Below are 17846 nucleotides of genomic sequence, written 5' to 3' on the forward strand. Positions count from 1 at the left end.
TGCCCACCGCCTTGCCCGAGTTCTCCTGTCATGTCATCACTGCGATCTCTTCAGGCCTGGCTCCAGCGCCTGAGCGACGGCGTCAATCGCCTCGCCATCGTGTTCTGCGTCGGCTGCGTCCTGGCCATGCTGGGTATTTCGTTCACCGGGTTTCTGTACACCCTGTTTACCGGCGGGGCGCTCAGCTGGACCTATTCCCTGGCCCGCCTGTTCCTACCGTGGATCGGGCTCATCTCCTCGACCATCGCGCTGCATTCCGGTGAGCACGTGGCCATGACACTGCTGGTCAAGCTGCTGCCGCGCCCGCTGGTGGTGCTGGCAGCCGGCGCGACCCTGGCCGTCATCGGCGCGCTGGCGGTGCTGATGATGTTCTACGGCTGGGACTTCTTCTCCAACGCCCGCCAGAGCTACATGGTGTCCGACAGTATTCAGATTTCCTACAAGTGGACCACCTTCGCGGTGCCGCTGACCGGCGCCATCATCGCGCTGCATCTGGTGCACGGCTTTGCACTGCTCGAGCACTTCATCGACAGCGACGCGGTGATCGAGCAGGTGATTCATTCCAATGACAATGGCGCCGGCAGCAACGCCGAGCAGGCGGTCGACAGCCGTGTCGAATCCTCCGATCCCTCTTCACCACAAGGCGACGCCGTCGCCCGGGAGCCACGCTCATGACCGCCGCGATTCTGGCCTTTATCCTGGTGTTGGCGATCGGCGCCCCGGTCGCCGTGGTCATGGCGATCTCGGGGGTTGCCGGGGTCTATGAGCTGGGCGGCGAGCGCCTGGTGGGGATCATCGCCGATCGCATGTTTTCCGGTGTCTCCGGCTACATGCTGATCGCCGTGCCGTACTTCATCTTTACCGCCGAGTTGATGAACCAGGGCGGGCTGACCCAGAAGCTGATCGCCTTCAACAATGCGCTGTTCGGTCGGGTGAGGGGGGCGTTGTCTCACGTCAACGTGACGGTGTCGCTGTTCTTCGCCGGGCTGACCGGGGCCGCCATCACCGATACCGTGGCGATCGGCAAGATCATGATTCCGGAGATGAAGAAGCAGGGCTACGACGCCGAATACGCGGCGGCGATCACCGCCTGTTCCTCGATCATCGGGCCGATCATTCCCCCAAGCGTGGTGATGGTGGTGTACGCCACCCTGCTGCGGGACGTCTCGGTCATCGACCTGTTTGCCGGAGGCATCGTGCCGGGCATTCTGATGACCGTGGCGCTGCTGGCCACCAGCATCGTGCTGGCCTGGCGACGGGGCTACCCCAAGCAGGCGCCGACACCGCTGAAGATGGCACTGCTGGCATTCTTCTCGGCGCTGCCGGCCATGCTGGTGCCGTTGATCATCCTCGGCGGGATACTCTCGGGCATGACCACCATCACCGAAGCTTCAGGCTTTGCCGCAGTGTACGCGATCCTGATCGGCATGCTGTTCTATCGCAACCTGACTCTGGCCAAGGTGGCCCAGGCGCTCGTGACCACGGTCAAGTTTTCCGGTGTCGTGTTCTTTCTGCTGGCGACCTCGGCGGTGCTCGGCTGGTTTGTCACCCGCTCTGGCGTCGCCCGGGAGGCGGCGAGCCTGATCACCTCCCTGAGCGATGTCGCCTTCGTGCAGATCTTGCTGGTGTGCCTGTTGCTGATCGTCATCGGCACGGTCATGGATGTACTGCCGGCGCTAGTGGTCATCGGCCCTGTGGTGGTGCCGGCGATGGTCAGCCTGGGCTTCGATCCACTGCACTTCGCCATCGTCATGATCGTCACCCTCAACATCGCCAACGTCACGCCACCGGTGGGCATGACGCTGATGACGGCGGCAAGAATCGCCCAGGTCCCCTACGAAAAGGCGATCCTGGCGTCGCTGCCGTTTTATACCGCCTTTATCCTGGTAGTGGTGTTGCTGGCGGGTTTTCCGGCACTATCGACATGGATCCCCTCGCTGCTCGACTGATGTGAGCAGTGACGGAGCGTCATCACCGGAGACAGATGCAGATGAAACTTTTCTACCATCCTGACCAGGAACGTCACGCGCCGCCTCAGTTCCTGAAGCGTGGAGCCCTTACCGATTCCCCCGAAGGGCCCCGCCGGGCGGAGCTTCTGAGCGAAGGCCTGGCCGAGGTCGGCCTGGCCCTGACTGCGCCGGCCGAGGTCGACAGTCCCACGCTCAGGGAGCGTCTCAAGGAGATCCACAGCGAGCGCTACCTGGATTTTCTCGAGACCATCCATGCCCGCTGGCAGGCGTTGCCGGACGCCACCGAATTCGTGGCGCCGAACGTCCATCCCTGCGGCGGCGGCAAGCACTACCCGCGCCATCCGGTGGGGCAGGTGGGCTGGCACATGCACGACATGGCCTGTCCGATGACCGAGACCAGCTTTCAGGGCATCCTGGCCAGTGCCGCTACCGCCCAGGCCGCCGCCGAGAGCATCGTCGCCGGCGGCGGCACCGCCTACGCTCTGTGTCGTCCGCCGGGGCACCACGCCGGCCCCGATCGTGCCGGGGGCTTCTGTTTTCTGAATAACGCGGCCCTCGCGGCCACGGTGCTGCGCGAGCATGTGTCCCAGGTGGCGATTCTCGATATCGACCTCCACCACGGTAACGGCACCCAGGACATCTTCTACGACCGTGGCGACGTCTGGACAGGATCGCTGCACGTCGATCCCAGCGACTTCTATCCCTACTACTGGGGCGGAGCCGGCGAGACCGGTATCGGTCCTGGACTCGGCGCCAACCTCAATGTGCCGCTGGCACTAGGCAGCGGTATCGAGGCCTTTCAGGCCGGTCTCGATGAACTGCTCGACGCCATGGCGAGCTTCAGCCCGGACGCGCTGGTCGTGGCGCTGGGACTCGATGCCCACAAGGACGACCCGCTGGCGGGCCTGACGCTTGAAACCCCGGACTTCGTCGCCATCGGTCGCCAGATCGGTGAGCTGGGCCTGCCCACCGTGCTGGTGCAGGAGGGCGGCTATCCGACCGCGGCCTTGAGCCATAACCTGGCCGCCTTCCTGCGCGGATTCAACGACGCCTGACCATAGCTTAAAGACAGCCTGATACAGCCCTGAACAGCTCAATACTTCGCCCAACGATCATCCCGCGGATGATCTCCCACAAGGAAAACACCATGAGCCCGACCCTTCACGACAGCAACGACCGCATGAGCCAGATCGCCGTGCACAATGGCACCGTCTACCTCTCCGGCCAGGTACCGGCTGACGCCAGCCAAGGCATGCGCGGCCAGACCGAGCAGGTGCTGGCGCGAATCGACGAACTGCTGGCCAAGGCCGGGACCTCCAAGGATCGACTGATCTCGGCCCAGGTATGGGTTACCGACATGGCCGAATTTGACGAGATGAATGCCGCCTGGGACGCCTGGGTCAGCCCCGGACGTCCGCCGGTACGTGCCGCTGTGGAAGCGCGCCTGGCCCGGCCGGAGTGGAAGGTCGAGATCATGGTGGTGGCCGCCTTGCCCCAGGCCTGAGGTCGCCCATGAGCCACAGCAAGACGACCGGTTTTTATTGGCACGAGCGCTGCTTCTGGCACGACCAGGGGGCGATCGGGGTGTTCTCGGCGCCAGGGCCCTGGCTGCAGCCCCAGCCAGCCTCTGAGAGCCCGGAGAGCAAGCGCCGTCTCAAGAACCTGCTGGAGGTCAGCGGGCTGATCGACGAGCTTGAGGTGGTAAAGCCGCCGGCGGCCGGCCGCGAGGACCTGCAGCGCTTCCACACGAAAGACTATCTTGATGCGCTGGAGGCGGGTGATGCGGGCCTGGGTGGCGATGCCGGCGAGGCTGCGCCCTATCGCCCGGGCAGCCTTGCCAGCGCCCGGCAGTCCGCCGGGCTTGCCATCGCAGCGGTGGAGGCGGTGGCCCGTGGCACCCACGCCAGCGCCTATGCGCTGTGCCGTCCACCGGGGCACCACGCCGAAGCCGATCGCGGTCGCGGCTTCTGCCTGCTCGGCAACATTCCAGTGGCGGTGATGCGAGCGAAGGCGCTGGGGCTGGTGCAGCGGGTGGCGATCCTCGACTGGGACGTACACCACGGCAACGGCCAGCAGAGCGCCTTCTGGGGCGACCCTGAGGTGCTGACGGTATCGCTGCACCAGGCCGGCAACTATCCGCTCGAGACCGGTGGCTTCGACGAGCAGGGCGGTGAGGGCGCGTCGGGGTCCTGTCTCAATCTGCCGTTGCCGCCGGGCTCGGGGCTTGGCGCCTACGACTATGCGTTCGAGCGCCTTGTGCTGCCGGCCATCGAGGCCTTCGCGCCGGATCTGATCGTGGTGGCCTGTGGCTATGACGCCTGCGCCAAGGACCCGCTGGGCAAGATGCTGCTCAATAGCGATGCCTTCGGGCGCATGGCCCAGTCGGTCAAGGCGCTGGCTCAGCGATGTTGTGAAGGGCGCCTGGTGGTCGTCCACGAAGGCGGCTACTCGGAAGGCTATGTCCCGCTGTGTGGCCATGCCGTGATTCAGGCGCTGGCCGACAGCGACATCGGCGTGGATGACCCACAGAACGACGAGATCGCCGCCTGGGGCTATCAGGCACTGCAGCCCCATCAGCGCGAACTGATCGATGGCTGGCGGCGCGACTGGCCTGGGCAGATCACCGAGGCCCGCGACGACAGCCAGGCTGAAGAGGCTATCGCCTGCGTCTGTGGCAGGGACAGCGACGCAAACAGGAACAGGGACAGGGAGCCAGGCACATGAGTGGACTGCACCAGCGCGACGGCTGGATCTGGAAGAACGGCGAATGGCTGCCCTGGCGGGAGGCCACGACCCATCTGCTGACTCATTCGCTGCACTATGGCATGGGCTGCTTCGAGGGCGTGCGCGCCTATCGTGACGACAACGGCAATGCCCGGCTGTTTCGGGTCCACGAGCATACCCGACGCCTGCTGGACAGCGCCCATATCCTCGACCTCGAGGTGCCCTGGAGCCATGAAGAGCTGATCGAGGCGCAAAGCCAGTGCCTGGTCCGCAACGGACTGACCGATGCCTATCTCAAGCCCACCGTGTTTCTCGGTCCCGAGGGCCTTGGGCTGCGCGCCAAGGCGCTTAGCTGCCAGGTGATGGTGGTGGCCTGGGACCTGGGCCCCTACGTCAGCGCCGAGACCGCTGCCGTCGGGCTCAGGGCCCTGACCTCGTCCTGGGCGCGCCATCACGTCAATATCAGCGCCTGTCGGGCCAAGACCAGCGGCCACTACGTCAACAGCATGCTGGCATTGAATACCGCGGTGAAGGCGGGCTTTGACGAGGCGGTCATGCTTGACGCCGAAGGCTACGTGGCCGAGGCCAGCGCGGCCAATGTCTTTCTCTATCGAGACGGGGTGTTGCACACGCCGGAGGTCACCTCCTGCCTGCAGGGGATCACCCGGGACAGCGTGATCCGATTGGCGCGTGAGGTGTTGGGCGTGGAGGTGCAGGAGCGCCGCATCACCCGCGATGAGCTGTACATCGCCGACGAGGCCTTTGTTACCGGCACCGCCGCCGAGATACTGCCGTTGCGGGAGCTCGATGGTCGCCATATCGGCGCCCGCGCAGGGGCACCCGGGGTCGCTGAGCCGATAGCCGCCGATAGCCTGACGGCAAGACTGCAGCGACTGTATCGCGACGTCTGTCGAGGTCGGTTGTCACCGGCGACCAACGGAGATCGCCATGACCTGGCGCGCTACGCCGACTGGCTGAGCCTTGTCCCGACGGATAACGAAGTGGATATCGACGCAGACAGCGATACGGCCAGCGACTAGGTCGGTTTACACAACCAGGCGGCTGCACGATGGCCACAAAGAAAGGCGCCACGACCCTTGAGTCGTGGCGCAGCTAGCCGTCTTTCCTCCCTGGGGCAGCTTCCCAGTGCCCGTGTTGCTCCCTTGGCGCTTCCCGCGCCGTCGCCTCCGTGACGCTCGAGGGGCAGTGTCCCTTGCCCGGTGTCGCCTGAACACAGAGGTAGTATCGGCCAGGCGTGTGTCAGTCAGATAACCGCCTCATGACCCTTTGGTGACATCCCGGCCACAGGACTTTTCTGGTACCATTCGCGCCGCCTGTTACCGGCGAAATGCCCAGGCGCCGTCGCGTACGGCAGTCGAGGCCGTCTCGCCAGGCACCAGGCTTGGCACGAAAAGCCGGCGAGCGCCGGTGCTTTTCCGACAAGCCTTGATTGCGCAAACCCTCTCTCGAACTTAAACCTGGATTCGTCTATGAACGCTGTAATCCTTGCCGTGCTGGTGATGGTGGGACTGTCGCTGGCGCGGGTCTCCGTGGTGCTGGCCCTGGTGGTAGGGGCCCTGGTGGGCGGCCTGGCCGGTGGTCTGTCCATCGAGGACACCCTGGCGGCCTTCAACGACGGTGTCGGTGGCGGTGCCAAGGTGGCGCTGGCCTACGCCACCCTCGGTGCCTTCGCCGTGGCGATCTCTCGCTCGGGCCTGCCGGACCTGCTGGCACGCCGCCTCATCACTCTGCTGGGGCAGGAGTCCAGCGCGTCCCGTCAGGCCACGGTCAAGTACCTGCTGATCGGTAGCGTGCTGCTGGTGGCGATCTCTTCCCAGAACCTGATCCCGGTCCACATCGCCTTTATTCCGATCCTGATTCCGCCGCTGCTCAAGGTGATGAATCAGCTCAGGATGGACCGCCGCGCGGTCGCCTGTACCCTGACCTTCGGCCTGACCGCGCCCTACATGTTGCTGCCGGTAGGCTTCGGGGCGATCTTCCTCAACGACATCCTGCTGGCCAACATCAACGAGGCTGGCGCCGCACTGGGCCTCGAGATCGACCGCGCCATGGTGCCCATGGCCATGGGCGTGCCGGTCGCCGGCATGTTCCTCGGGCTTCTGGTGGCGGTGTTCCTGTCCTACCGCAAGCCTCGGGCCTATGACGAGGTGGAGCTCGGCAATACCCCGGCCCACGGCCATGGCCACGACCACAGCGAGATCGAGGAGCCCCACACCCTGGGCCTGATCATGTCGGTGGTAGCGATCGTCGCTGCGCTCGGCATCCAGCTCTATACCGGCTCGATGATCCTGGGTGGCCTGGTGGGCTTTTCGCTGTTGTCCATGGGCGGCATCTTCCGCTGGCGCGAAGCCGACGATCTGTTCACCAGCGGCATGCGCATGATGGCCCTGATCGGCTTCATCATGATCTCGGCCTCCGGCTTTGCGGCCGTGATGACCGCCACCGGCGAGATCGAGACGCTGGTCAGCGCCAGCGTCGAGGTGATCGGCGACAACCGTGGCCTGGCGGCGCTCTTGATGCTGCTGGTGGGGCTGTTCATCACCCTGGGCATCGGCTCGTCGTTTTCGACCATCCCGATCATCGCCGCCATCTTCGTTCCGCTGGCGGTACAGTTCGGCTTCTCCGATCTGGCGACGGTGGCCCTGGTCGGCACCGCCGCCGCCCTGGGTGACGCCGGCTCCCCGGCGTCGGACTCCACTCTCGGGCCGACCTCCGGCCTCAACGTGGATCGTCAGCATGATCATATCTGGGACAGCGTGGTGCCGACCTTCGTGCACTACAACATCCCGTTGATCGGCTTTGGCTGGCTGGCGGCGATGACGCTGTGATCGCCCACCGGAAAGCCCAGACGCCCGCGCTATTCGCGCGGGCGTTTTTTTGTGCGCCAGGCCCGGCCCGAACATCGACGTGTGAGCCGCCGCAATAGTGAGACATGAGTGCTACGGGTTGTGCAGATCCGTCGATATGGTCCACGCTGGGGGAGACTCATCGACCGGTGGGTCGTGGCGCTCCCGGGAAGATGAAGGAGTTATCGAGCCCAGGGCGCAGCAAGACACTTGTTCACAGATGGAGAGGATCGACACATGGACAGGAGCGACAAGATGTTGAAGGCACGCGTGTTTGCCGGATCGTGCTTGCTGGGGGCAGGCCTGCTGGTAACAGGCGCCGCCCACGCCGCCACGGAGGTGGAGATGCACAGCGTCAGCACCGACGGTATTGGCGACTCCCTCGGCACCATCAGTTTCGAGGATAGTGAGCATGGTCTCAGGATCACGCCCGACCTCGAGGGTCTGGACACCGGCATCCACGGCCTTCACGTTCACGTGAACCCGAGCTGCGAGCCGGCCGAGAAGGATGGCGAGACGGTAGCGGCGGCTGGCGCCGGAGGCCACTTCGACCCGGAGGACACCGGCACCCACCAGGGTCCCTACGGTGACGGCCACCTGGGTGACCTGCCGGCGCTGGCGGTGGGACAGCAGGGCGAGGCGACACTGCCGACCCTGGCGCCGCGCATCAGCGAGAATGACCTGGCAGGCCACGCCATCATGATTCACTCCGGTGGTGACAACTACTCCGACGAGCCCAAGCTCGGCGGTGGCGGTGCCCGCGTCGCCTGTGGCGTCATCGAAGGCTGATCGACGCCACCCCCGACATGGCCATCCAGGCCCCGCCCAGGCGGGGCCTTTTGCTGTAGTGACGTCAGTCCTGGCGATCGTCGCTGGAAGGGGGCAGGTGTGCCTCGAGCGACGACAGCAGGCCGCGCAACAGCGAGAGTTCCTTGCGCGTGGGCGTGGCCCGGGCGAACAGCGCCTGGAGCTGTTCCTCGGTGCGTGCGTGGGGCTGGGTAATAAAACCACTGTCGCGCATCACCCGGCCCAGATGTGCCTGAAAGTGGGCGACCTGCTCTCGGGTGGGCTGGCGAAGCCTGGGCGGTGTCGCCGAGGTGGCGACGCTGTCGGTGTCGGTATCGGTGTCGGTATCCGTATCCGTGTCGGCATCGCTATCGACCGCGACATCGACATCAGGGCAGGGGAGTCGGCGCCAGGCCCGGCGCAACTCGTAAGCCAGCACCTGCACCGCCTGGGACAGGTTCAGGATGCCGTAATCGGGATTGGCCGGAATGCTGACCTGATGCGAGCACAGGCGGATTTCGTCGTTGGTCAGGCCGAAGCGCTCGCGGCCGAAGACCAGTGCCACCGGGTCGTGCACCGCGTCCTTCACCAGCGCCTGGGCCATCTCGTCCGGTTCGTCGTAGTGGGGCAGTGGCAGGCTTCTCAGCCTGGCGCTGGCCCCGACCACCCTGACACAGTCATCGATGGCGTCCTCGAGACGTTCGACCACACGGGCGTTTTCGACCACATCTGCCGCACCTGCGGCCAGGCGGGTGGCCTCTTCATCGGGAAAGACGCGTGGATTGACCAGCACCAGATCGGTCAGGCCCATGGTCTTCATCGCGCGAGCAGCGGAGCCGATGTTGCCGGGATGGTAGGTCTGGACAAGAACGATGCGCAGATTGGCGAAGGGCAAGGCTTGAGTCATGGAGCACGGCAACCGTCGATGGGAAAACGAGCGACACCATACCGCCACTTTCGCCCAAAGCGAAGGGGCCGCGATGGCGGCCCCTGAGACGGTGGTGAAAAGATCAGGCTGTCTGTGAACGATACCGCCTTAAGCTGCGGCTGAACGCCACAAGCATCACCAGCATCACGCCGAGCATGCCCCCGAGGATCACGGCGAGCGCCATCACCAGGGCCTTGCCGGGGCCTTCGGGATGTATCGGACGATAGGCCACATTGACCACCTCGACGACGTGGATGTCGTCGGCGGTGATGCGGTTGGCCCTCAGCAGAGTGTTTTCCTGGCGTAGCTGGTTGTAGGCGTCAATAAACGCCGAGTCGCTCTCGCGAGACTTGAACGCCTCGATACGTCGCTGGTGCTGCAACTGTTCGAGCTGCTTTTCGATCTGACGGATGGCCGGCGAGGAGATGGGCTGGTCGAGCCCCTGCTTCAATACCTCGCGCTCGGCCGCCAGGGCTTCGGTACCCAGGAAGTACAGTGGTAGATCATTGCCGATGCTGACGTTGTCGTAGACGATACGGGCGGCGTCATCGGCGTCTCCCAACGATAGTGGGGACGTCGGCTTGGTGATGCCGAGCATGCCGGCGATCTCTTCTGCTACTTCCAGGGTGCGAATGCGCTCTTCGCGGGAAGCGCGCTCCGCGGCGCGTTCGGCGGCAAGCTGATCCTGGAGCTCGAGCCGGCGAATCGAGTGCTCCTCGCTCATCCGCGTGACGGTCGCGTCAAGCTCGGCGTCGTAGGCCTCCAGGTGGGCTTCCATGTCTGCCTCATTGCGTGAAATGGCGCTGGCCAGGCTACGATCGACGCGCGCGAGCAGGTCTTCGGTGTACTGCCGCTGCGACCACTGGAAGTACTGGTTCAGCAAGGCAGCGCCGTCGATATCTTCACGATAGGAGAAGCTAACCTCCCCGGGGCTACCGGAGGCGAGGTCGCCAGGCGCGACCTTCAGCTCTCGGAACTGCGTGCGAAGCACCGTGCCTTCGAGTTCCGGGGGACTATCCTGCATCAGCATGTCGGCGTAGTCGGGGTGCTGGTCGAGGAAGCCGCGGAAGCGCTCGTAACTCCCCAGGCGGATCTCCAGTTCGGAAACAGCCTGCTGGGGAGTGATGGCAATCCCCGGAATGCGGTTGATCACATTGAGACCATCACTGGTCTCGGTGTAGGCGAGCGAAGAATGGTATGACGGTGTGGATGCCACCAGATAGAGCGTCGCCAGTGCGAGGCAGGTTGCCATGCTGACGGCGATCCAGCGCCATCCGTTGATCAGCATGATGGCAATGTCTCGCAGGTCAATCTCGTCAGAGGAAGGATGCTCAGGTTGATCGACGGCTTGGTGGTTGAAAGAGTTCATGTGTGAGGATTCCAGACAGCAAGCCTCGCCGTCAGAGCGAGCAGGTGAACGAGCAGGACAGACACTTCCGCAAGAAGAAAATGAGAGGTGTCGACCAGGTCCAGATACAGCAGGAAGATGGGCGCAAGTGCCGCGGCGAGCATGATGGCCGCCGAGATATAGCGTCGTTCGCTGAACGCCAGAGCGCCCGGAAGCAGCAGCATCATGGGGGATGCCACCAGGTGTTTAAGTGTTGACATGGCGTTTATCAGCCCTGCGTGAGCCAAGGGATAGTGCTTATATGCACTTTATATTGCGGTTGAAAGTAGCAGGGCGAATGTAAGCATGTAAGTCTATGTTAACTTTAAATGCGCATAAGGACTGGTCAGTTTATTAAAAATACAACGTTTATATGCTGATATGAGTTTAATTGATTTTTTATGTGCTGATTCGATTGATCACCGAGGTGCTCTGTAAAACATGACCAACCAAGGTCTGACAACACGAATGGCACTGAGGCAGCGTGGTTTCCAGAGTGGGGTAGGCATATTGTTCCCACTTGATGCCAGCTTGACGTTCGCAGGCGCTATGCAGGATAAGCCATGATGCCCAGGTTGGCGCGCACCTGTTCAGGGAACCAAGGGTAGTGGGTGAAGCCGGGGTGGTGTCCAGCACGGCCAATGGTGCAAGGAGTGATCCGTTGTTCCCTTTGGCACCTGAATTCAACCAATAAGCGTGACAGGAAAGGTGGGTAGGGACGAGGCGCTTCCCCGAGTCAGGCCATGATCTGACTCGGGGCTAGTGCTGGAGGACGGTGAGAGCCAGCGGATCGTGGCTAGGGGTGCAGCGCTGGCGCTGCCAGGTCGGGTTGGCAAGATCACGCCCGCTGGGCCCTGTAGTGCTTGAGGCTTCGGCCGAACGATACACACATCACCAGCATGACGCCCAGCATGCCCCCCAGTATCACGGCGAGTGCCAGCACCAGGGCCTTGCCGGGGCCTTCCGAACGGTTCGGACGATAGGCCAGGTTGACCACCTCGACGACGTCGATATCGTCGGCGGTGACGCGGTTGGCCCGCAGCAGGGTATTTTCCTGGCTCAACTGATTGTAGGCGTCGACAAACGACGAGTCGTCGGATCGTTGCTGCAACGCTTCGATTTGGCGCTGATGTCGCAATTGCGCGAGCTCTTTCTCGATTTCGCGGATGGCAGGCGTGCTGGCTTCCTGCTCCAGGCTTTGTTCGACGACCTCTTTTTCTGCGGCCAGTGCCTGGGTGCCCATGAAGTAGAGCGGCAGGTTTGTCGCGTTGCCGCTGTCACCGCGGCTAACTTGGGTTTGTCCGTTTTCGCCGAACGCCGGCGGTGAGGTGGGCTGGGTGATGCCGAGCCTCTGTGCGATGGCCTCTGCCTGGGTCAGAGTGCGAATGCGCTCTTGGCGAGACTTGCGCTCGGCATTCTTTTCGGCCTGAAGCTGGTCATCGAGTTCGGCTAACTGAACGTCATGTTGCTCTTGCAGCCGTGTGATCTCGACGTTCACGCTGTCCCGGTAGGCTTCCAGATGTGCCTGCATCTCTTCACTATTGCGTGCCAGCGCCGTTTCCAGTGAGTGTTCGGCGCGCTGCGCCAGAACCTGGGCATATTGCCTCTCCGTCCATGCCAGATAGTCATTGAGTAGAGCAGCCCCCTGCAGCGACTCTGGATACACAAGGCTCAACTGGTGCGGGCCTGTCCCGTCTTTGCCGGGACGCGTGATCGTTAGCTTGTCGAAGTAGTGAAGGCGCAGATGCTCATCTAGGGTCACGTCCTGTTCGTCGGCCTCCGACTGGGCGATGGACTGCCATTCGGGATGGTCGTCGATGAAGTCGCGCAGGTTGCCGAAGCTACCGAGCTTAAGTTCCAGTTCTGTCTGAGTGGAGGCCGCTGAGTAGTCGATGTCGGGCATCTCGTTGAGAAGACGCAGTCCTTCCGACGAGGGCGTGTAACTGGTCGACGCACGGTAGCTTTGCGGGGCTATGGTGACAAACACCAGGGCCAGCACCACGGCGGTGGCCACGCTGCCAAGGATCCACTTCCAGCCGTCAAGCAACATCAGGGCGATGTCGCGCAGGTCTATCTCATCATCGCGCCGATAGGAAAGCGCGGGAAGTTGGCTGTCGTGATCGGTCATCGCTGCGGCCTCCACAGTGCCAGATGCATGCTGTGGACCAGGCCATGGGTAACAAGATTGAAAGACTCCGCCAGGCGGGCGACGACCAGGCTCATCAGCCCCAGTGCTGATGCGACCAGCGGTGACAGCCAGGCAAGGAAGACGAGGGCGGCATGCAGGGAACGCCCACGTAACAGAGTAAAGCCCCCGGGAAGCAACAAGGCGATGGGGCCGAGAAGTAGTAGCCGAGAGGGTGACATCGGAAAGTCCTGATCGAGCGTTGAGGAATTGGCGGTCGATGAGTCATCGGTGTGCCACAGGGGCAACCTTCAAGGGCGGAAAACCACGGGCTATCTGCTGGGCGAACAGCCTAGCGACGTGGACGCGGCGCGACGCTGCTGTAGATCAGGAAGGGGGAAAGTACAGGTCGCCACTCTGCGTCGTCCTGACGAAGATCAAGGACGTCGCAGCCGTGGTCTGGCCTCTTGGGTGTCGTGCCGCTGACAGGGCGGAGCGAAGGGGAAGCGCGGCAGAACTCGTTACTAGGCGCTGTCCGAAAAGTCGACGAGCGAAGGTTAGACAAGGCAAAAATCGGTGAGAAAGCGCAGTTTACGGGGTGTAAATGAGCATTTTGACCGGGCTGGCGCACCAGCCGATTTTTAACGCCGTATTACCGAGCGCAGGCACTTTTCAGACAAGCCCTAGTGATGGGCGGCCTGTTTCCAGGCATCTAGTGTTTCGATATGAGCCGGATGGATGCCGCAGCATCCGCCGATCAGGCTTGCTCCCAGGGAGTGCCAGCGCTTGGCGTAGTCCAGGTAGCCTGCCGGGGTCAGCTCCCGGTCTGCCGTCAAGGTGGTGTTGGCCCGGTGAGCATCGCCGATCGGCGAGAAGCTGTTGGCGTAGGCGCCCAGCGGGCGCGATAGCTTGAGTCGTTGCATGGCGTCGCCGGCGTCGACCAGTGCCTGCGCCATGACCTCCGGAATCGAGCAGTTGAACAGGATGGCGTCGGCGCCGCCCTGACATAGCTGTTGGGTCGCCTCGGCAACGGACTCTCCGGAGCGCAGGCGTGCGATGTCGGACACCTCGTCCTGCAGGGTGAGGGCGTACCAGCGAGGCTTCTCGGATGCCGCCAGGACCTCCTGCATGACCGAGATCTCGGCAAGACTCGACAGCGTCTCGGCGAGCCACAGATCCACGTGTGGGTCCTGCGCATGATACAGGGCGGTGGTGATCTCTCTGGCGCGGCCGGGGTCGAACAGATCGGGACGATAGCTGCCCAGGGCGGGAGGCAGGCAGCCGGCTACGCTAAGCGAGGCTTCTGGGGCATTGGCTTGCGACGGTGGCTGGACGGATTCATCCTGCCAGCAGCTTGCCGCTTGCGCTGCCAATCGTGCCGCAAGCGAAGCGAGTGCCGGCCCCTCTTCCCGATAGCGCCGCTCGCCAAGATGGAACGGCACGCAGGCGTAGCTGTTGGCAGTAATCACTCGGGCGCCGGCCCGGATAAAGTTGAGGTGGGCCTCGATGACCCGGTCGGGAGCTTCGATCAGCGCCTGGGCGCTCCACAAGGGCTGTGAGAAGGGGGCGCCGATACGCTTGAGCTCGCGCCCCATGCCGCCGTCCAGTAGCGTCAAATCCATGATGTTGCCTGCAAGTTGATCCAGCCGATAGTGAATCATGTCCCGGGGGCGGGAATAAATTGAAAAGTCCTCAACCTCTGGATGAGGCGGCTCGATGAATGGTGGAACACAAAAAAGCCCTGCCATCAGGCAGGGCTTTGTGCGCTTGGGGGTGCGCGGGTCGGGCAGCCGGAGCTGCCCGGGGCAGGCGTTACATCATGCCGCCCATGCCGCCCATTCCACCCATGCCGCCCATGTCCGGAGCAGCGTCCTTCTCGTCCGGATCGTCGGCGATCATGGCTTCGGTGGTGATCAGCAGGCCAGCAACGGAGCCAGCGGACTGCAGCGCGCTGCGAGTCACCTTGGCCGGGTCCAGCACACCCATCTCGAACAGGTCGCCGTACTCGCCGGTCTGGGCGTTGTAGCCGAAGTTGCCTTCACCGTCCTTGATGCGGTTGACGATGACGGAGGCTTCCTGGCCAGCGTTGGTGACGATCTGACGCAGCGGTGCTTCCATGGCGCGCAGAGCGATGGCGATACCGTGAGTCTGGTCTTCGTTGTCACCCTTGAGACCAGCGATCTTGGTCAGGATGCGGATCAGGGCAGTACCACCGCCAGGCACGACACCTTCTTCGACCGCGGCGCGGGTAGAGTGCAGGGCGTCCTCGACGCGGGCCTTCTTCTCCTTCATCTCGACTTCGGTAGCGGCACCGACGCGGATGACGGCAACACCGCCGGCCAGCTTGGCGACACGCTCCTGGAGCTTCTCGCGATCGTAGTCGGAGGAAGTCTCTTCGATCTGGGCGCGGATCTGGTTGACGCGTGCTTCGATGTCACCATCGTTGCCGGCACCATCGATGATGGTGGTGTTTTCCTTGGACATGGTCACGCGCTTGGCGGTGCCCAGGTGGTCCAGGGTGGCCTGCTCGAGGTTCAGACCCACTTCCTCGGAGATCACGGTGCCGTTGGTCAGGATCGCGATGTCCTGCAGCATGGCCTTGCGGCGATCACCGAAGCCAGGCGCCTTGGCGGCGGCGACCTTGACGATGCCACGCATGGTGTTGACCACCAGGGTAGCCAGCGCTTCGCCTTCGATGTCTTCGGCGATGATCACCAGCGGCTTGCCAGCCTTGGCGACGGCTTCCAGGGTCGGCAGCAGTTCGCGGATGTTGGAGATCTTCTTGTCCACCAGCAGGATGAACGGATCTTCCAGTTCCACCGCCATGGTGTCCTGGTTGGTGACGAAGTACGGGCTCAGGTAGCCGCGGTCGAACTGCATGCCCTCGACCACGTCCAGCTCGTCTTCGAAGCCACGGCCTTCATCGACAGTGATGACGCCTTCCTTGCCGACCTTCTCCATCGCCTCGGCGATGATCTCGCCGATACGCGAGTCGCCGTTGGCGGAGATGGTGCCGACCTGGGCGATGGCCTTGGAGTCGGTGCAGGGCACGGACAGAGCCTGGATTTCCTTGACCGCAGCGATGACGGCCTGGTCGATGCCGCGCTTGAGGTCCATCGGGTTCATGCCGGCGGTCACGCCCTTCAGGCCTTCGGCGACGATGGCCTGGGCCAGCACGGTAGCGGTGGTGGTGCCGTCACCGGCCACGTCGGAGGTCTTGGAAGCCACTTCCTTGACCATCTGCGCGCCCATGTTTTCGAACCGGTCCTTCAGTTCGATTTCCTTGGCGACGCTGACGCCGTCCTTGGTCACGGTCGGCGCGCCGAAGGACTTCTCCAGCACCACGTTGCGACCTTTCGGGCCCAGGGTAGCCTTGACGGCATTGGCCAGGACATCGACACCACGCGCCATGCGCTTGCGGGCATCATCAGAGAACTTGACTTGTTTCGCTGCCATTTTCTGTACTTCCTTAGAATCTAAGCGTCAAAAGTGAACGTTGAAACGAGTGAGTCTGCGGGGCAGGGCTTAGCCCTCGACGACCGCCAGGATGTCGGACTCGCTCATGATCAGGACTTCCTCGCCGTCGATCTTCTGCTTTTCGACGCCGAAGCCATCCTTGAAGATCACGGTGTCGCCGACCTTGACGTCCAGAGGACGCACGTCGCCGCTCTCGAGAATCCGGCCGTTACCGACGGCGAGAACTTCGCCACGAGTCGGTTTTTCCTGGGCGTTGCCCGGAAGCACGATGCCGCCTGCGGTCTTCTGCTCTTCCTCAACGCGACGGATGACGACGCGATCGTGCAAGGGACGGATGTTCATTGCTCACGTTCTCCTGATGGTTTTGCAAGGCCGGGGCATCCACCCCGGCGGTTCATTGTTCACTCTCGTCGTGACGCCCTGCGACTCGGCGAGAGCTGGAGGTCATTGCCGGGCTGCCGATGAAGTGGCAGGCCCTTGTCGGCCCTCCTGTCAATGGCGGGGGAGCGTGCTCCCTCACCGAAGCTTGGTGCTGCTCTGGTAAGTGGGGCTGGAGTGGGGGCTTTCAAGGGCTTGGATGAAAATTTTTTTGTCTTCTTGCATCCAAGGCTGACGGGGCCCATGAAACGGCATCGGCACCCCGAAGGGTGCCGATGCGAGGGACAAGACGATGATGCGGCAAGGGTGGGTCCACCGCGCAAGCCTCAGGCTCAGTCCGAAAAGTCGATGAGCGAAGGTTAGACAAGGCAAAAATCGGTGAGAAAGCGCAGTTTACGTGGTGTAAATGAGCATTTTGATCCGATTTTTAACGCCGTATTACCGAGCGCAGACACTTTTCAGACAAGCCCTAGCGGCGTCGCTCATCCTTGCTGATAAATTCGCCCTCCAGCGGTTCTTCATCGCCGGCCGAACTTTCGCGCCAGCTGGTGTCATCCCGGCGGCGGCCGGAAGCCTCGTCCCATCCATCGGCATTGGCCTTCGGGCCCGCAAAGCCCCCTTCCTCGGTACCGCCGAAATGGGTGCCGCCCATCTGGAAGCCCTTCATGCGCACCCCGACCTTGGCCAGCGCCTTGCCCAGCAGGCGGCGAGCGTTGGGAATCAGGCACATGAAGCCGAGTGCGTCAGACAGAAAACCCGGCGCCATCAGCAGGGCGCCACCGAAGATCAGCGCGGCACCGGTCATCAGCTCCGAGGAGGGGATCTCGCCGCGTGACATCCGCTCCTGGGCGCGTGCGAAGGTGGCCACACCTTCGCGACGGATCAGGTGCAGACCGATGAAGCCGGTGGCCAGCACCAGCGCCAGGGTGGAAAGCAGACCGATTTCGCTACCCACCGAAAAGAGTACAGCGAAGTCGAGCAGGGCGAAGATGGTGAAGATAAGAAGAAAGGGCATGTCAGCTCCGCGTTGTGATCTCCGTTCAAGATGGGGGTGGCCTCCTCGGAGTTCAAGCGTTGCTGTGGCTTTTGCTGACTGCGCCTTTGTTTTGCTGGCGGCGGCTTTCATTTGCTGGCAGCGCCTTGCCGACTCTGGCGCGGCCACTCGCGCAGTCGTGCTTACGGTTTCAGCCGCTCGGCGTGGCAA

General features: G+C 63.2%; 17 protein-coding genes. 8 read left to right on the top strand and 9 right to left on the bottom strand.

Features of this window, described 5'->3' with window-relative positions; all coding sequences use genetic code 11:
- Positions 1 to 30: 30 nt before the first annotated feature.
- The 8 genes from C6W88_RS13140 to sodC all read left to right on the top strand — a co-directional run bounded on the left by C6W88_RS13140 (position 31) and on the right by sodC (position 8350).
- Entirely contained in the window at positions 31 to 675 is a 645-nt protein-coding gene (locus C6W88_RS13140; protein ID WP_231498639.1) for a TRAP transporter small permease, read from the top strand.
- The gene (locus tag C6W88_RS13145) at positions 672 to 1949 is read left to right on the top strand and encodes a TRAP transporter large permease (RefSeq protein WP_108132764.1); all 1278 of its coding nucleotides are present in this window, start codon (positions 672 to 674) and stop codon (positions 1947 to 1949) included. Before C6W88_RS13140 ends, C6W88_RS13145 begins: the two co-directional genes overlap by 4 nt.
- Positions 1950 to 1990: 41 nt before the next feature.
- The gene (locus C6W88_RS13150) at positions 1991 to 3025 is read left to right on the top strand and encodes a histone deacetylase family protein (RefSeq protein ID WP_045994862.1); all 1035 of its coding nucleotides are present in this window, start codon (positions 1991 to 1993) and stop codon (positions 3023 to 3025) included.
- 92 nt (positions 3026 to 3117) lie between these two features.
- The gene (locus C6W88_RS13155; protein WP_108132815.1) at positions 3118 to 3474 is read left to right on the top strand and encodes a RidA family protein; all 357 of its coding nucleotides are present in this window, start codon (positions 3118 to 3120) and stop codon (positions 3472 to 3474) included.
- An 8-nt stretch (positions 3475 to 3482) separates the two neighbouring features.
- Positions 3483 to 4694: a histone deacetylase-like amidohydrolase gene (locus C6W88_RS13160; protein ID WP_108132765.1), complete on the top strand. Its 1212-nt coding sequence runs from the start codon at positions 3483 to 3485 to the stop codon at positions 4692 to 4694.
- Positions 4691 to 5734 carry a branched-chain amino acid transaminase gene (locus C6W88_RS13165; protein WP_108132766.1) on the top strand — a complete coding sequence of 348 codons (1044 nt, stop codon included), beginning with the start codon at positions 4691 to 4693 and terminating at the stop codon, positions 5732 to 5734. Before C6W88_RS13160 ends, C6W88_RS13165 begins: the two co-directional genes overlap by 4 nt.
- A 450-nt stretch (positions 5735 to 6184) precedes the next feature.
- The gene (locus C6W88_RS13170) at positions 6185 to 7543 is read left to right on the top strand and encodes a Na+/H+ antiporter family protein (protein WP_108132767.1); all 1359 of its coding nucleotides are present in this window, start codon (positions 6185 to 6187) and stop codon (positions 7541 to 7543) included.
- A 273-nt stretch (positions 7544 to 7816) separates the two neighbouring features.
- On the top strand, positions 7817 to 8350 hold the full coding sequence (gene sodC, locus C6W88_RS13175) for a superoxide dismutase family protein (protein ID WP_108132816.1): 534 nt from the start codon (positions 7817 to 7819) through the stop codon (positions 8348 to 8350).
- A 64-nt stretch (positions 8351 to 8414) separates the two neighbouring features.
- Here sodC and C6W88_RS13180 read toward each other — a convergent pair whose 3' ends face one another.
- The 9 genes from C6W88_RS13180 to C6W88_RS13220 all read right to left on the bottom strand — a co-directional run bounded on the left by C6W88_RS13180 (position 8415) and on the right by C6W88_RS13220 (position 17657).
- Positions 8415 to 9254 carry an RNA methyltransferase gene (locus C6W88_RS13180; RefSeq protein WP_108132768.1) on the bottom strand — a complete coding sequence of 280 codons (840 nt, stop codon included), beginning with the start codon at positions 9252 to 9254 and terminating at the stop codon, positions 8415 to 8417.
- 103 nt (positions 9255 to 9357) lie between these two features.
- Complete coding sequence (locus tag C6W88_RS13185) at positions 9358 to 10644, bottom strand: GNVR domain-containing protein (protein ID WP_108132769.1); 1287 nt, start codon at positions 10642 to 10644, stop codon at positions 9358 to 9360.
- Positions 10641 to 10850: a hypothetical protein gene (locus C6W88_RS13190; RefSeq protein WP_108132770.1), complete on the bottom strand. Its 210-nt coding sequence runs from the start codon at positions 10848 to 10850 to the stop codon at positions 10641 to 10643. Before C6W88_RS13190 ends, C6W88_RS13185 begins: the two co-directional genes overlap by 4 nt.
- Before the next feature lie 650 nt (positions 10851 to 11500).
- Positions 11501 to 12790: a Wzz/FepE/Etk N-terminal domain-containing protein gene (locus tag C6W88_RS13195; protein ID WP_108132771.1), complete on the bottom strand. Its 1290-nt coding sequence runs from the start codon at positions 12788 to 12790 to the stop codon at positions 11501 to 11503.
- On the bottom strand, positions 12787 to 13029 hold the full coding sequence (locus C6W88_RS13200; protein WP_108132772.1) for a hypothetical protein: 243 nt from the start codon (positions 13027 to 13029) through the stop codon (positions 12787 to 12789). The genes C6W88_RS13195 and C6W88_RS13200 overlap by 4 nt, the downstream gene beginning before the upstream one ends.
- 441 nt (positions 13030 to 13470) lie before the next feature.
- The gene (locus C6W88_RS13205; RefSeq protein WP_231498640.1) at positions 13471 to 14409 is read right to left on the bottom strand and encodes a homocysteine S-methyltransferase family protein; all 939 of its coding nucleotides are present in this window, start codon (positions 14407 to 14409) and stop codon (positions 13471 to 13473) included.
- 190 nt (positions 14410 to 14599) lie between these two features.
- Entirely contained in the window at positions 14600 to 16243 is a 1644-nt protein-coding gene (gene groL, locus C6W88_RS13210; protein WP_045994578.1) for a chaperonin GroEL, read from the bottom strand.
- A gap of 69 nt (positions 16244 to 16312) precedes the next feature.
- Positions 16313 to 16606: a co-chaperone GroES gene (locus C6W88_RS13215; RefSeq protein WP_045994577.1), complete on the bottom strand. Its 294-nt coding sequence runs from the start codon at positions 16604 to 16606 to the stop codon at positions 16313 to 16315.
- Positions 16607 to 17111: 505 nt separating this feature from the next.
- Entirely contained in the window at positions 17112 to 17657 is a 546-nt protein-coding gene (locus tag C6W88_RS13220) for an FxsA family protein (RefSeq protein WP_108132773.1), read from the bottom strand.
- Positions 17658 to 17846 lie beyond the last annotated feature (189 nt).

This window comes from Halomonas litopenaei (assembly GCF_003045775.1).
Lineage (GTDB): Bacteria > Pseudomonadota > Gammaproteobacteria > Pseudomonadales > Halomonadaceae > Halomonas > Halomonas litopenaei.